The following is a 14,521-nucleotide window of genomic DNA, read 5'->3' on the forward strand; positions in this document are numbered from 1 at the left end:
AAAGAGTGCTATTGCTACTTTAAAAGTATCATTGCTGCAGACTGATGCCGATATTAGACACGCCAGCATCAATGATTTCTTTGCGTAATTCCTTAATGAATTCAGGTGTGATTTTTGTTGCTTCTTCAATCACATCTAATAACATTCCTTGTAAGTGCTTCTCTTCTTGCATTACAGGATGGTTAAATACGAACTCTTCTACAACATCTTCATTCATGACGTCTTCAAGTTCTTCAATGCTAATGGCTTCAATATAGTTGGCCACTGTACTTGATGATAATTTACTGACGTTGGTAATATCTTCTTCGATTTTAGCTTGTATGCCACCGAGTAAAGTCGATAACGCTACAGCAGCATCCATTGCAGGATAAACACCGTAGGCTTCAAAATCTGCAGGCTCAGGGGTATTTTCATCTAAACGCTGTAAGTGAATATCGTAATTAAACTTAAGCTTTTTATCGTATTGTGATTGCCAAAGTAAATCCAATACTGTGCTTAATACTTTAGGCTCGCCAAACTCACACACTTCGGAGAAAAGGGCGTAATTGGGCAGCATGCGCTGACATAGCGCGGTCGCAAAAAGTTGCTTTTGAGGTAATGACAGCGCTTTTAAACGCTTAAAAAAACCGGGTTTATTGCTCATAGGGAACATCCGCTGATAACTGTGATATCACTTGATTTGCTGCTGATTCTACCTTAGTTAGCTCGTCAAGTAACTCAAGTATTTCAGGTTCTAAGTCTTCGATGTTGGTTTTGTGCTTTAACGCAGACTCTAATTCTTGGCAAAGTTTTTGGGTGTTGGGCACCCCACAATAACAACTCGCTCCATGAAGTTTATGCACGGTTTGCAGCATAAGCGAACTATTGCTGCTTTTTAATGCCGTTTCTATGTTGCTGACACTTTCAGGCAGTGAGTCCACCAACATTTGCAGCATCTCTAATGCTAAATCCGGTTTTTGATTGGTTTGTGCTAAGCAGAGCTCCCAATTAAGGGTATGCATATCAAAGTGGGTAAATTTAGGTTTATTTATCCAGCGATCAATCACCCCTTTTAATGCCGCTTCATCAATGGGTTTTGGCAGATAACCGTCCATGCCGCTACCTAAAATTAATTCTCGCTCTTCAGCGATAGCGTGGGCTGTTACCGCAATAATAGGTGTATTGCGGTTAAGTGAGTCTTGGCGGATAAGTTTGGTTGCTGTAACCCCATCAGTGCCGGGCATTTGAATGTCCATAAAGATAACATCGAAGGCTTGTTTTTGGGCATAGCTCACGGCTTCATCACCGTTATTGACAGAGATGACATTAACCACCAACTCTTTCAGTAGGGTATCGATTAGCTTTAAGTTAGCAAGGTTGTCATCAACAGCAAGTACGCTCAAATTCTTGCGCTCATACACAGTCGCGGGTAGTGACTCGGTTAATAGCGCTGTTTGAGTGGGTGGATGAATTAAGTGGTTAGCCAACTCGTAGTCACTCACTGGCATACTGAGTAAAATATCGCTATTAGGCCTCAATGCTTGGTTTAATATTTTTTGCTGCTCGATGCAATCATGAAGCAAGACTAAACATGAGGTCTTTTCCCTCGCCATGCTTAAACAGCTTAATAACTGCTCTTTATCACTAAAGCCATGGCAGTTAAGCAGAATATAATCGTAATGCACTTTGCTTGATGAAAGCGTTGACTCTAAATGGCTAATTTGGCCAACAGTGGTTAAATGTAGCCCCCACGCTTCAAAGCGGCGATTGAGCATATCGCGGCTTAGCTCTCTTGATTCAAATAACAACAGGGTTTTATTACGTAAAGAGTCCAAATGCAGCACTTCACCAATATGAAACTGGCTTAATTCCAATGGCAGCATGAACCAAAATGTTGAGCCTTGATTTGGAATTGAGGTAAAGCCAATTTGGCCGCCCATTTGGTTAATCAAACGTTTGGTGATCACTAAGCCCAAGCCGGTACCACCAAAGCGGCGTGAAATAGACGAGTCTGCTTGGCCAAAGGCCTGGAACAGATATTCTTGCTGACTTTCATCAATACCAATACCGGTATCAATTACTTCACAGCGCAGGGTAATATTTTCATCTTTTTGGCCTACAAGATGAATTTTCAAAATAACGCTACCTTGATCGGTAAACTTAATCGCATTGCCCAATAGGTTAGTCATGATTTGTGCAACCCGCATCGCATCACCGCTGACACTTTCAGGCACGTTGTCGTCAATATCAATAATCAGTTCGATGTCTTTTTCTTGAGCGCTGCCGGCCACAATGCTGACGGTTTCAGAAATGGTTTCCCGCAGGGCGAATGGCATTTTCTCTAAGACCATTTTACCGGCTTCTAATTTGGAGAAATCCAGAATGTCATTAATGATCCCCAGTAAGTTACTGGCGCTTCGTTCAATGGTTTTTATGTAATCTAACTGACTTGAGTGCAGCGGCGTTTTAATTAACTGCCGAGAAAATCCAATCACACCGTTTAGTGGTGTTCTTAATTCATGGGACATATTTGCTAAGAACTCTGATTTAATGCGACTGGCTTCAAGGGCGCGCTTTTTGGCTAAATCAAGCTCGACGTTTTGGATTTCAATTTGTTCAAGGGTTTCCCGTAAATCAGAGGTCGCTTGGTCAATGTTTTGCTGCATTTCATCGTGATATTCTGACAATGAACTAGCCATGGCATTAATGCCGCGCTTAAGTAAATCTAGCTCGCCGATTAATTGTCCATCAAGACGGGTGTCTAACTTACCTTCACGAATTTTTGCTACTACTCTTACCATTTCAGTAATGGGGTAGTTAACATGCTTAACCAAACGGAATGTGAAAAACAGATTCAGCTGCACCCCAATTAATACAATGACAAATGCGGCAATGGCGGCACGGTGTTGCTCAAGTAAGGCATTTTCTTTATTGAGTAATATTGAGATATACCCCAATATTTGTTGCCCTTCAGCATTGGTGATAATTTTTCTTGGGCCGTTGGCGGGCGAAATTGTCACCCCTTGCGGGTTAGTTTGTTGATTAACGCCGGTATAAGACATAATCGGCACCCGTATCACCATGGTGTCGTCGATGGTTTCATACTGAGTCGAAATTAAAGACTTTAACGCTGCTGTATAGCGCATACTCTCAAAATCTTTATGGTAGTGAGATGTTACAAATAATTGATTTTCATCATCAAAAATAGCAATTGAGTGAATAAGGGCAGAGTTGTTTAATTGCGATGCTGCCAGTAAACGTTTGCTGGCTTCTCTGTCTTCAGTGACCAGTCCGAACTCGCTGGCAATGGCCAAAGGCTCGACAATACTTCTACCTTGATTGATTAAGGTCTCTTCGAGTTCATAAAAACGGTTTATGGTGAAGTAACTTCCAAGTAGAATACCCACCATGACCGTTGGCGCTAACGCAAGTACCAGTACCCAAGAGCGAAGACTGTATTTGGTCATGTTGTTAGCATTTTTCATCGTGAAGACATTATTCCTAAAGACTTTTTATCTATGATGAGGACTAGACTGCCAGAAAAAGAGCCGTCTTGACTAGTCATTTATTCAATACCTGAGGCCAAAATGGCACAATTTTTTAAAGCAAAACCAAACAAAACTAAACAACTGTCGGCCAAGTTGACTTTAACGGTATCACAACTTGATCATCTCGGTGCAGGTATTGCTCAACATGACGGCAAAGTGGTATTTATTCCTGGGGCTCTGCCCGGTGAAACGGTAACCGCGCAATTAATTGAACAAAAGAAAAAGTACGCTAAAGCTAAGCTGCTTAAAATTCAAATCGCAACCGATAAAAGAGTCGCGGCGCAATGCCCTCATTATCAGCAATGTGGTGGCTGCGACTTACAACATATGAGCATTGATGCGCAGCGCGAATATAAGCAAGATGCACTACAAAATTTAATGGGTAAGTTAGCGGTCAATATTGATGACAAGATCATGACTTCAATGATAACCGGTGAGCAATGGCATTATCGTCGTCGCGCACGGCTAGCTACGTTATTTGATAAAAAGACGAAGCATTTACAATTAGGCTTTCGAGCTGCCAATAGCAATAATATCGTTGATATTAAGCAGTGCGATGTATTGGCTGTAGCATTGTCGGCATTGATTGAACCCTTCTCAAACGTGCTTAATCAGTTACAAGCTAAAATGACACTCGGTCACCTTGAACTCACTGAAGCTGAAAATGGCATATTTGCAGTACTTAGAATCACCAAAGCATTGAAAACCGATGATGAGCAGCGCCTGAAAGCGTTTGCTTTGGAGCATCAAATACAGTTGTTAGTGCAAGATAATGATGGCGAACTGCGTTCGCTAGTCAGTGACGATCATATTGAATTACCCAAATATTTGTTAGCTAACGGCCAAGTCGAATGTCGATTTAGCCCGGGAAATTTTGTGCAGGTCAATGCTGATATTAACCAGCGTATGGTCGCACAGGCCATCGAGTGGCTAGATCCACAACAAGATGAACGAATTTTGGATTTATTTTGTGGGGTAGGTAATTTTAGTTTGCCCCTTGCTACCCAAGCCGCTGATGTTATTGGTGTTGAAGGCGTACCTGAAATGGTTACGCAGGCGAAACAAAATGCTGCTGATAACAACTTAACCAACCTGAGTTTTTTTCACGCTGATTTAAGTGCGGATTTATCTCAAGCCTCTTGGCTGGGCAAAATTGATAAACTATTGCTCGATCCTGCCAGAGCGGGGGCGTATGAAAGTTTGCAATGGTTATCTAAAATGAAGCCTAAAAAAGTGGTGTATGTGTCATGTAATCCGGCAAGTTTAGCCAGAGACAGCCAAGTATTAATCGAACAAGGCTATCAGCTTAAAAAACTAACCATGTTGGATATGTTTCCACAAACTCATCATATCGAAGCGATGGCATTGTTTGAAATTAAATAACTTGCTGCGCTGGCGTGGCAAACCAGTAAAATCAACTGTTTTTACTGCCAACTCAAACAGAAATACTGTTTGAAGATGACATTTTTTAAATTGATTAATATTAATTTGACATAAATAACTGAATGCTCAAGATGAAAGCATTAGAGTAAATAACACATCAACACAGATTCAGTTATTTGTACGCGTAAAAGTCAGTACCAATAAGGAAGTTAATTATGGTCTCAGTTCGAGAAGCACATTTTAATCTAGCCGATTTTAATATCGACGAATGGGTTATGCGTTATATCGATAACGCCGAAGAAGCCCTATTGTTACGGGATCTGATCCTGTATCTAGATATGTTGCCAACGAAATCTCCCGATGTACATCGGGCCTTGCTTGAGCGTGCCCGTGAAATGGTGGAAATTCTAGCGCCATTGAATATGGATATCGAGACCTTACAAGCTTCATTATTATTTATTGCTCATGATGCCGGTATTTTATCAATTGAAACAATTGAAGAAAAATATGGCGCTAGCTTAAGCAAGCTAGTGGCAAGCGTGGTGACCATGGAGGCCATTGGCGCCTTAAAAGTCAGTCCTGACTCTCGAACCGCCGAGCCGCAAATCGATAATATTCGTAAAATGTTATTGGCCATGGTCGAAGATGTACGCGCGGTAGTGGTTAAGCTTGCTGAGCGGGTAGCGCTACTTCGTGAAGTTAAAAATGCCGATGAAGAAACCCGGGTATTGTTGGCAAGAGAAGTGGTCGATATCTACGGCCCGCTTGCCAACCGTTTAGGAATTGGGCAATTAAAGTGGGAATTAGAAGATATCTCGTTTCGCTACCTGCACCCGACAGTTTACAAAGATATTGCCAAACAGTTAGATGGTAAACGTGTCGACAGAGAAGTGTTTATCGATAAGTTTGTTACCCAGCTGCAACAGCGTCTGGATAATGACCAAATTCGCGCGAAAGTCTATGGCCGCCCGAAACACATCTATAGCATCTGGCGTAAGATGAAAGGCAAAGACTTGAAGTTTGATGAGCTGTTTGATGTGCGCGCGGTGCGTATTGTCACAGAACGCCTCCAAGATTGTTATGGTGCTTTAGGTGTCGTGCATACCCTTTGGCATCATATTCCCCGTGAGTTTGATGATTATGTGGCCAACCCTAAACCCAATGGTTACCAATCAATTCATACCGTGGTCGTTGGCCCTGAAGGTAAAACGGTAGAGATTCAAATTCGTACTGAAGCGATGCATCAGGACTCAGAACTTGGGGTCGCAGCCCATTGGAAGTACAAAGAAGGCTCTGCTGGTGGCAAGCAAAGTGGCTATGAAGAAAAAATTAATTGGCTACGTAAAATTTTGCTGTGGCAAGAAGATGTTGCTGAAACCGGAAACCTAGTTGATGAAGTCCGCAGCCAAGTATTTGAGGACAGAGTCTATGTGTTTACCCCTAATGGCGAAGTGGTTGATTTACCATTAGGCTCCACCGTGCTCGATTTTGCTTACTACATTCATTCCCATGTGGGCCATAAATGTATTGGCGCCAAAGTCGATGGCCGTATTGTGCCCTTTACTTATCAAGTTGAAACCGGTGAGCGTATTGAAATCATTACCTCAAAGCATCCTAATCCGAAGCGCGATTGGTTAAATCCAAATTTAGGCTACATCAAGTCGTCTCGCTCTCGCTCGAAAATTCAGCATTGGTTCAAGCAGCAAGACCGCGATAAAAACATGGTGGCAGGGAAAGAATTACTTGAGGCTGAACTTAACCGTGTCTCACTTCATTTAAAAGATGCCAAAGTTGCGGTTGAGCGCTTTAATATGAACTCCATGGATGACATGTTAGCGGCTATTGGTGGCGGTGATTTACGCTTAAACCAAGTGGTGAATTACATTGAAACCAGTTTACGCAAAACTGAAGTGACCGAACAAGAGATTGTTGAAGAGCTCATTAAACGCTCGAATCCGAAACCAGCCCGTAAAGGCAAAGGTCAGGTAGAAGTAAATGGTGTTGGTAATTTATTAAGCCATATTGCCAGCTGCTGTAAACCGGTACCGGGTGATGAAATTTTTGGTTATATCACCATGGGCCGCGGCGTGTCAGTGCACCGCAGTGACTGCTCACAGGTTAAAGAGCTAATGCGCGCCCATCCAGAGCGCAGTGTCGAAGTGGTGTGGGGAGAAAACTATTCTGGCGGTTATCGGATTAAAGTACGGGTGATAGCTCATGATCGCAGTGGTTTACTGCGAGATGTCACCACAGTACTGGCGGCTGAAAAGTCCAATGTAATGGCAATGAGTTCAACCTCTGATGAAAAAAACCAAACCGCTACCGTTGAGCTAGAACTTGAACTGTATAACCTCGATGGCTTGTCACGGATATTATCAAAATTAGGCCAAGTTGAAGGTGTGACCGAAGCCAGACGATTATAGTATTAAATCCCAACGGCGCACTTTAGTGTCAAAAGATAAGGTGATAAATCGAAAGGTTTGTCACCTTTATTTTAACTTATCAGCCAGTTTAGGCCATATCATTGAGAAATAGACCATGTCAGCAAATACCCTAAAGCAAGCTAACGATATTATGCAGCCTTTATTAACAATTATGGAAAAACTGCGGGATCCTGAAACGGGTTGCCCTTGGGATAAACAGCAAAGCTTCGAGACTATTGTTCCTTTTACCCTTGAAGAAGCTTATGAGGTTGCCGATGCCATCGAGCAAGCTGATTTAGATTCGCTGCCAGATGAGCTGGGTGATTTGTTGTTTCAGGTGGTGTTTTACTGTCAGCTCGGTAAAGAACAAGGCTTATTTGATTTTGCCACTGTGGTGAATAAAATTTGCGACAAATTAACCAGAAGACATCCCCATGTGTTTAGCGGCGACAACCTTGGCACTAGCGCTGAACAAGTCAAACTTGTTTGGGATGAAATTAAGCAGCAAGAAAGGCTCGCGAAAAGCCAACGCTCGATACTTGATGACATTCCAGTAGCAATGCCAGCACTGAACCGAGCGATAAAAATTCAAAAGCGGGTTGCAAAGGTGGGCTTTGATTGGGCTGATTTAGCCCCTGTGGTGGCAAAGGTTCATGAAGAAATCGATGAGGTCATGGCAGAGGCGCAGCACTTAGAAGCCAATAAAGACGAATATTACCCCAAGGTGGTTGATGAAATGGGCGACTTATTATTTGCTGTTGCCAATATGGCAAGACACTTAGGGGTTGAGCCAGAGCAGGCATTAAGGCTTGCTAATCAGAAGTTTGAACGTCGCTTTAAAGGGGTAGAGCAATATGCTGCACAAAGTGGCAAGGCGTTTGAACAGCACTCACTTGAAGAGCTCGATAGCTATTGGGATCAAGTTAAAATGGCAGAGAAAAGTCAGCAGCTTAGTAAAGATTAATCTGCGCACTTGGCAAACATTAGGATGATATTGAATTCAACGCTATGAAAATTAGGGTTAAATTATGACCATGATTTAACTTTGGCTTAATATCAATTTTATGCGTTTATTGTTTGTTGTTAGCGCGCTATTTTGGTAGAATGTCGCCCCGTCCTAGTGCTTTCTTACAAGCACGTTATTTTCAATCTCACATTCTCAGGTTCAGCATGACTACAAGGTATATCTTCGTTACTGGTGGCGTTGTTTCATCACTAGGTAAAGGCATTGCAGCAGCTTCATTAGCAGCAATTTTAGAGGCGCGTGGCCTCAATGTAACCATCATGAAACTTGACCCATACATTAACGTTGACCCTGGCACCATGAGCCCGACTCAGCATGGTGAAGTATTCGTTACTGAAGATGGTGCTGAAACCGATTTAGACTTAGGTCATTACGAGCGTTTCATTCGAACCAAGATGAACCGTCGTAATAACTTCACTACCGGTCGTATCTACGAGCAAGTGCTACGTAAAGAGCGTCGTGGTGATTATTTAGGTGCCACCATTCAGGTGATCCCGCACATCACTAATGCAATTAAAGAAAAAGTACTTGAAGGCGGCGAAGGTCACGATGTTGCTATCGTAGAAATTGGCGGCACAGTAGGCGATATCGAGTCATTGCCTTTCTTAGAGTCAATTCGTCAATTAGGTGCTGAGCTAGGACGTGATCGCACATTATTCATGCATTTAACCTTAGTGCCGTTCTTAGGTGCTGCAGGTGAAATTAAAACTAAGCCAACACAACACTCTGTTAAAGAATTGCGTTCAATTGGTATCGCGCCAGACGTATTAGTTTGTCGTGGCGACCGTGCTATTCCTGCTAATGAAAAAGCGAAAATCTCGCTATTTTGTAATGTAGAAGAAAAAGCCGTTATCTCATTAAAAGATGTCGACAGTATTTATAAGATCCCAGCGTTATTGCGCTCTCAAGGTCTTGATGAGTTAGTGGTTAAACGTTTTGGTATCGATTGTAATGATGCTGATTTGTCTGAGTGGGAAAATGTTATTTATCAAGAAGCTAATCCAAATGGTGAAATTACCATTGGTATGGTGGGTAAATACATCGAACTACCAGATGCTTATAAGTCTGTGAATGAAGCACTTAAGCATGCAGGCCTTAAAAACCGCCTAACAGTGAATATTCAGTATGTTGATTCACAAACAGTAGAAGCTAAAGGCGCTGAAGTACTAGAAGGTTTAGACGGTATTTTGGTTCCTGGTGGCTTCGGTGAGCGTGGTGTTGAAGGTAAAATCTTTGCGGCGCAATATGCCCGTGAAAATAACATTCCATACTTTGGTATTTGTTTAGGTATGCAAGTGGCATTGATCGAGTTTGCTCGACACGTTGCTAAACTTGAAGGGGCTCATTCAACTGAGTTTAAACCAGAAACAGAACATCCAGTCATTGGTCTGATCACAGAATGGATCAATGAAGAAGGTAATGTTGAGCTGCGTCATGAAGCGTCAGATTTAGGTGGCACTATGCGTTTAGGCGCACAGTTATGTCATTTAGCTGAAGGTTCTAAAGCCGCTGCAGCATATAACTCTACTACTTGTGTTGAACGTCATCGTCACCGTTTTGAAGTGAACAACAACTATGTTGAGCGCTTAGAAAAAGCTGGCCTGGTATTTAGTGGTTTGTCATCAGATCGCAAATTAGTGGAAATGATTGAGCTTCCTAATCACCCTTGGTTTGTAGCAGGTCAATTCCACCCTGAATTCACTTCAACACCTCGTGATGGTCATCCATTATTTGAAGGTTTTGTTGCTGCTGCTGCGATTCATCAAAAAGGTGAAGCTGAGTAATTAAAAATAAAGCCACTGATAATCATATCAGTGGCTTTTTTTTATCTGGTCAATTTTTTATCTGCTAATTAATAGATGTGACCTAGGTAGTTGCCGCTTAACGATAATCGGTCTATGCTATGGCTTCAGTTGACCTTTTATTACCAAACTGAAAGTGAAATACCAATAATTGCGCAATTATTAATAAATTGTCGGTGTTTATTGGTATTGATTTTCTATTTTAATATTTAACTTACATATATTGAGGGAATTATGGCTAACATTATTAACGTCATTGGTCGTGAAATCATGGATTCACGCGGTAACCCAACGGTAGAAGCTGAGGTTCACCTTGCTGACGGTTCTATCGGTATGGCTGCTGCACCATCGGGTGCATCAACAGGTTCTCGTGAAGCACTTGAATTACGTGATGGCGACAAAGCACGTTACTTAGGTAAAGGTGTTCTTAAAGCTGTTGAAGCTGTAAATGGCCCAATCGCTGAAGCGTTAAAGGGTAAAGATGCACTAGCACAAGCTGAGCTTGATCAAATCATGATTGACTTAGATGGCACAGAAAACAAAGCTAAGTTTGGCGCAAACGCTATCCTAGCTGTTTCTCTTGCTGCTGCTAAAGCGGCTGCTGTTTCTAAGAAAGTACCTTTATACGCTCACATTGCTGATCTAAACGGTACTTCTGGTGTTTACTCTATGCCTCTTCCAATGATGAACATCATCAATGGTGGTGAGCACGCTGATAACTCAGTAGACATTCAAGAATTCATGATCCAGCCTGTTGGCGCAGCTAACTTCCGTGAAGGCCTTCGTATGGGCGCTGAAGTATTCCATAGCCTTGCTAAAGTTCTTAAAGCTGGTGGCCACTCGACTGCTGTTGGTGATGAAGGTGGTTTCGCGCCAAACCTTGAGTCTAACGAAGCTGCACTTGCTGCAATCAAAGTGGCTGTTGCAAACGCAGGTTACGAGCTAGGTAAAGACATTACTTTAGCGATGGATTGTGCTGCATCTGAGTTCTTTGATAAAGAAGCCAACATCTACGATCTTAAAGGTGAAGGCAAGAAATTCACCTCTGAAGAGTTTAACTACTTCCTTAAAGATTTGACTGAACAGTACCCAATCGTATCTATCGAAGACGGTCTTGACGAGTCTGACTGGGATGGTTTCGCACACCAAACTAAGCTTCTAGGTGATAAAATTCAATTAGTAGGTGACGATTTATTCGTAACTAACACTAAGATCCTTAAGCGTGGTATCGACAACGGTATTGCTAACTCAATCCTAATCAAATTTAACCAAATTGGTTCGTTAACTGAAACGTTAGCAGCAATCAAAATGGCTAAAGATGCGGGTTTCACCGTGGTTATCTCTCATCGCTCAGGTGAAACTGAAGATGCAACTATTGCAGATCTTGCTGTAGGTACTGCTGCTGGCCAAATCAAAACCGGTTCATTAAGCCGCTCTGATCGCGTTGCTAAGTACAACCAACTGCTGCGTATCGAAGAAGCATTAGGCTCAAAAGCACCGTATAACGGTCTTAAAGAAGTCAAAGGCCAAGGTTAATTTTCCTTGAGCTAAAAAAAGGCCACCACTAGGTGGCCTTTTTTGTTGTACTATAGTGGGATTAATCATTAATTTCGCCACATTATACCTATGAAAAGCCTATTACTATTACTTTTGATCTTAGTCGGTTTATTACAGTATCGATTATGGCTGGGCGAAAATAATTTATCCCAATATATGAATCTGAAAAAACAGATTGCCAGCCAACAAGCCAGTAACGATAAACTCATCGCTAGAAATCAAATTTTAAAAGCGGAAATCATCGATTTAAAACGCGGCACAGAAGCGATTGAAGAACGTGCTCGAAATGAGTTAGGCATGGTAAAAGAAGGTGAAACTTTTTATCGCGTCGTTGGCAACAACCCTCGAAACAATGCTATTTTTGGTCAATAACATCCTATGAACGTTGAGAATCAATCTGTTATCGCGATTGTCCCTGCTGCCGGTATTGGTGCAAGGATGGGAGCGACTATTCCTAAACAATATTTAGCTCTAGGTGAGCAAAGCATCTTAGCCCACACCTTAGATAGCTTGATTACTCATAAAAGAATCAAGCAAGTTATCGTAGCGCTGCACCCTGAAGACACCTTTTTTGCGACTTTATCTCAAGCAAACCACCCTAAAGTGAGCACGGTTATAGGCGGTCAAGAACGTGCAGATTCTGTATTGCGTGCTTTAGTGTCGATTGACAAAGAAACCATGGAGTCTAATTGGGCATTAGTCCATGATGCCGCGAGACCTTGCTTAACCCACAGCGATATCGATAAATTACTTAATGCTAGAGTTGACTGCCCACAAGGCGCGATTCTAGCCATGCCGGTGCGAGACACCATGAAGCGCTGTGCTAACTCAACTAATCTAATTAGTGAAACAGTATCACGTGACCATCTTTGGCATGCATTAACGCCGCAACTGTTTCCCTGCAAAAGCTTGCAGCAACATTTAAGTGATGCACTTAAACAAGGCGTGCAAATTACCGATGAAGCTAGCGCCATGGAGTGGGCTGGTGTTACCCCTGGTTTAGTCACTGGCCGCGCAGACAATATTAAAGTTACTCACCCTGATGACTTGCAGTTAGCAGCGCTGTTTTTATCTCACATAAATTCTCAAAAATAACGGTTATTATTATGTTGAATATACGCATTGGTCATGGTTTTGATGTACATAAATTTGGTAGCGATAAACCGCTGATCCTTGGTGGTGTTACTGTGCCATACGAAACAGGTTTAATTGCTCACTCTGATGGTGATGTAGTGTTGCATGCAGTAAGTGACGCCATACTTGGTGCCATGGCTTTAGGTGATATAGGTAAACATTTCCCTGATACCGATGCCGAGTTTGAAGGTGCTGATAGCAGAGTATTATTGCGCCATTGTGTTTCATTGGCACAAGCTAAACAATTTAATATAGGTAACCTTGATGTCACTGTTATTGCGCAAGCGCCAAAAATGTTGCCACACATTGAAGCCATTAGACAATGTCTGGCTGAAGACCTATGTACCCATATCGATAATATTAATGTGAAAGCCACCACCACCGAAAAACTGGGCTTTACAGGCCGCAAAGAAGGCATCGCAGTTGAGTCGGTCGTCCTTATGGTGCGAGATTAACACTGATAAACGACGATATTACGTCTATTAACGTCACGTAAGCTAATTGCACTCAATAGCTGCAATTACATCATTAGCTCATTTGAGAAGAAACATGACTCCGTTATTTTATTTATTTGGTAAGCCTGATTGCACTGCAGATCTACGCACAGTAAACAGTGACTTTATCGTTAAAGAAATGCTGCCTTTTAGCCCAACTGGCGAAGGCGAGCATCATATGATCCATGTTCGTAAAGATGGCTTAAATACCACGCAAGTGGCAGAAATTTTAGCTAAGTTTGCCAAAGTGCATCAAAAAGAAGTGACATACGCAGGCCAAAAAGACCGAAACGCTGTGACAGAGCAATGGTTTGGGGTGCGTATTCCAGGGAAAGAAACCCCTGATTGGCAATCGCTGTCTGATGAGCACTTAACCATCTTATCAAGCCAACGCCATAGTAAAAAACTGCGTATTGGCGCACTGCTGGGTAATCGGTTTGAACTGATTTTACGAAATGTGTCCGATAAAGCAGTGCTTGAGCAACGGATTTTAAAAGTGGCTGAAATAGGCGTACCTAACTATTTTGGAGAGCAGCGTTTTGGCCATAAAGGTAAAAACTTAGTTTTCGGCCAGCAAATGCTCGCGGGTAAAAAAGTTAAAGATAGAAAAAAACGCAGCATGTATTTATCTGCAGTGCGCTCTAATGTGTTTAACACTGCTGTGTCGTACCGTTTAAGTAAAAATGGTATTGCGCCTATTAATGGTGATTGTGTCATGTTAGCGGGCAGTAAAAGTTTTTTTGTCGCGCAGACATGGGATGAGGCCACAATGAAGCGTTTAGCTGACAATGACATTCAATTGTCTGCGCCATTGTGGGGCAGAGGCGAACTCCCCACTCAAGGGCTTGCATCAGTAGTTGAACAAGCTGCATTAGCTGAGTTAAGCACCGATTTAACCGGGCTTGAGCAAGCGGGTTTAGAGCAAGAACGTCGACCATTATTATTAAAGCCTCAAGCGCTAAAATACCGGTTTGAAAATGATGATGTGTTAGTCATCGAGTTTATTTTACCAGCAGGTAGCTATGCGACCTCAGTATTGCGTGAGCTACTGGATTATCAAGATGTTCAAGAAGTGCAGCGACAACAAATGGTGGCAATGCAGCAGCAAGAGCAAGCGCAGCAATTTGCAAATAGCGTTACAAATGACGCAACTAAAAGCACTCTAGAAGGTTAAGTG

11 protein-coding genes are annotated in these 14,521 nt (G+C 42.3%); 9 read left to right on the forward strand and 2 right to left on the reverse strand.

Annotated elements, in window-relative coordinates; all coding sequences use genetic code 11:
* Nucleotides 1-28: 28 nt before the first annotated feature.
* Both BCU94_RS18340 and barA read right to left on the reverse strand, forming a co-directional pair.
* Entirely contained in the window at nt 29-643 is a 615-nt protein-coding gene (locus BCU94_RS18340; RefSeq protein WP_102477185.1) for a YjaG family protein, read from the reverse strand.
* The gene (gene barA, locus BCU94_RS18345; protein WP_102477186.1) at nt 633-3,464 is read right to left on the reverse strand and encodes a two-component sensor histidine kinase BarA; all 2,832 of its coding nucleotides are present in this window, start codon (nt 3,462-3,464) and stop codon (nt 633-635) included. Before barA ends, BCU94_RS18340 begins: the two co-directional genes overlap by 11 nt.
* Nucleotides 3,465-3,566: 102 nt before the next feature.
* Between barA and rlmD the strand changes: the two genes are divergently transcribed.
* The 9 genes from rlmD (at nt 3,567) to truD (ending at nt 14,518) form a co-directional block, all read left to right on the forward strand.
* Nucleotides 3,567-4,910, forward strand: a complete 1,344-nt coding sequence (gene rlmD, locus BCU94_RS18350) for a 23S rRNA (uracil(1939)-C(5))-methyltransferase RlmD (RefSeq protein ID WP_102438064.1) — start codon at nt 3,567-3,569, stop codon at nt 4,908-4,910.
* Nucleotides 4,911-5,125: 215 nt separating this feature from the next.
* The gene (gene relA, locus BCU94_RS18355; protein WP_102438066.1) at nt 5,126-7,333 is read left to right on the forward strand and encodes a GTP diphosphokinase; all 2,208 of its coding nucleotides are present in this window, start codon (nt 5,126-5,128) and stop codon (nt 7,331-7,333) included.
* A gap of 115 nt (nt 7,334-7,448) precedes the next feature.
* Nucleotides 7,449-8,297: a nucleoside triphosphate pyrophosphohydrolase gene (gene mazG / locus BCU94_RS18360; RefSeq protein WP_102477187.1), complete on the forward strand. Its 849-nt coding sequence runs from the start codon at nt 7,449-7,451 to the stop codon at nt 8,295-8,297.
* 206 nt (nt 8,298-8,503) lie between these two features.
* Nucleotides 8,504-10,141 (forward strand): CTP synthase, encoded by a 1,638-nt coding sequence (locus BCU94_RS18365; RefSeq protein WP_102438070.1) that lies wholly within the window; start codon nt 8,504-8,506, stop codon nt 10,139-10,141.
* A gap of 252 nt (nt 10,142-10,393) precedes the next feature.
* Complete coding sequence (gene eno / locus BCU94_RS18370; protein ID WP_102438072.1) at nt 10,394-11,695, forward strand: phosphopyruvate hydratase; 1,302 nt, start codon at nt 10,394-10,396, stop codon at nt 11,693-11,695.
* A 90-nt stretch (nt 11,696-11,785) separates the two neighbouring features.
* Complete coding sequence (ftsB, locus tag BCU94_RS18375; RefSeq protein ID WP_102477188.1) at nt 11,786-12,088, forward strand: cell division protein FtsB; 303 nt, start codon at nt 11,786-11,788, stop codon at nt 12,086-12,088.
* A 6-nt stretch (nt 12,089-12,094) separates the two neighbouring features.
* Nucleotides 12,095-12,811 carry a 2-C-methyl-D-erythritol 4-phosphate cytidylyltransferase gene (gene ispD, locus BCU94_RS18380; RefSeq protein WP_102438076.1) on the forward strand — a complete coding sequence of 239 codons (717 nt, stop codon included), beginning with the start codon at nt 12,095-12,097 and terminating at the stop codon, nt 12,809-12,811.
* A gap of 14 nt (nt 12,812-12,825) precedes the next feature.
* Nucleotides 12,826-13,305: a 2-C-methyl-D-erythritol 2,4-cyclodiphosphate synthase gene (gene ispF, locus BCU94_RS18385; RefSeq protein ID WP_102477224.1), complete on the forward strand. Its 480-nt coding sequence runs from the start codon at nt 12,826-12,828 to the stop codon at nt 13,303-13,305.
* Nucleotides 13,306-13,399: 94 nt separating this feature from the next.
* A complete protein-coding gene (gene truD / locus BCU94_RS18390; protein WP_102438078.1) occupies nt 13,400-14,518 on the forward strand; it encodes a tRNA pseudouridine(13) synthase TruD in 1,119 nt (372 codons plus the stop codon).
* Nucleotides 14,519-14,521 lie beyond the last annotated feature (3 nt).

This window comes from Shewanella sp. 10N.286.52.C2 (assembly GCF_002874545.1).
Lineage (GTDB): Bacteria > Pseudomonadota > Gammaproteobacteria > Enterobacterales > Shewanellaceae > Shewanella.

Excerpts from the sequence above, each read along its gene's own strand:
- BCU94_RS18340 (WP_102477185.1), bottom strand. The coding sequence starts at position 643 with ATGAGCAATAAACCCGGTTTTTTTAAGCGTTTAAAAGCGCTGTCATTA.
- barA (WP_102477186.1), bottom strand. The coding sequence starts at position 3,464 with ATGAAAAATGCTAACAACATGACCAAATACAGTCTTCGCTCTTGGGTA.
- rlmD (WP_102438064.1), top strand. The coding sequence starts at position 3,567 with ATGGCACAATTTTTTAAAGCAAAACCAAACAAAACTAAACAACTGTCG.
- relA (WP_102438066.1), top strand. The coding sequence starts at position 5,126 with ATGGTCTCAGTTCGAGAAGCACATTTTAATCTAGCCGATTTTAATATC.
- mazG (WP_102477187.1), top strand. The coding sequence starts at position 7,449 with ATGTCAGCAAATACCCTAAAGCAAGCTAACGATATTATGCAGCCTTTA.
- BCU94_RS18365 (WP_102438070.1), top strand. The coding sequence starts at position 8,504 with ATGACTACAAGGTATATCTTCGTTACTGGTGGCGTTGTTTCATCACTA.
- eno (WP_102438072.1), top strand. The coding sequence starts at position 10,394 with ATGGCTAACATTATTAACGTCATTGGTCGTGAAATCATGGATTCACGC.
- ftsB (WP_102477188.1), top strand. The coding sequence starts at position 11,786 with ATGAAAAGCCTATTACTATTACTTTTGATCTTAGTCGGTTTATTACAG.
- ispD (WP_102438076.1), top strand. The coding sequence starts at position 12,095 with ATGAACGTTGAGAATCAATCTGTTATCGCGATTGTCCCTGCTGCCGGT.
- truD (WP_102438078.1), top strand. The coding sequence starts at position 13,400 with ATGACTCCGTTATTTTATTTATTTGGTAAGCCTGATTGCACTGCAGAT.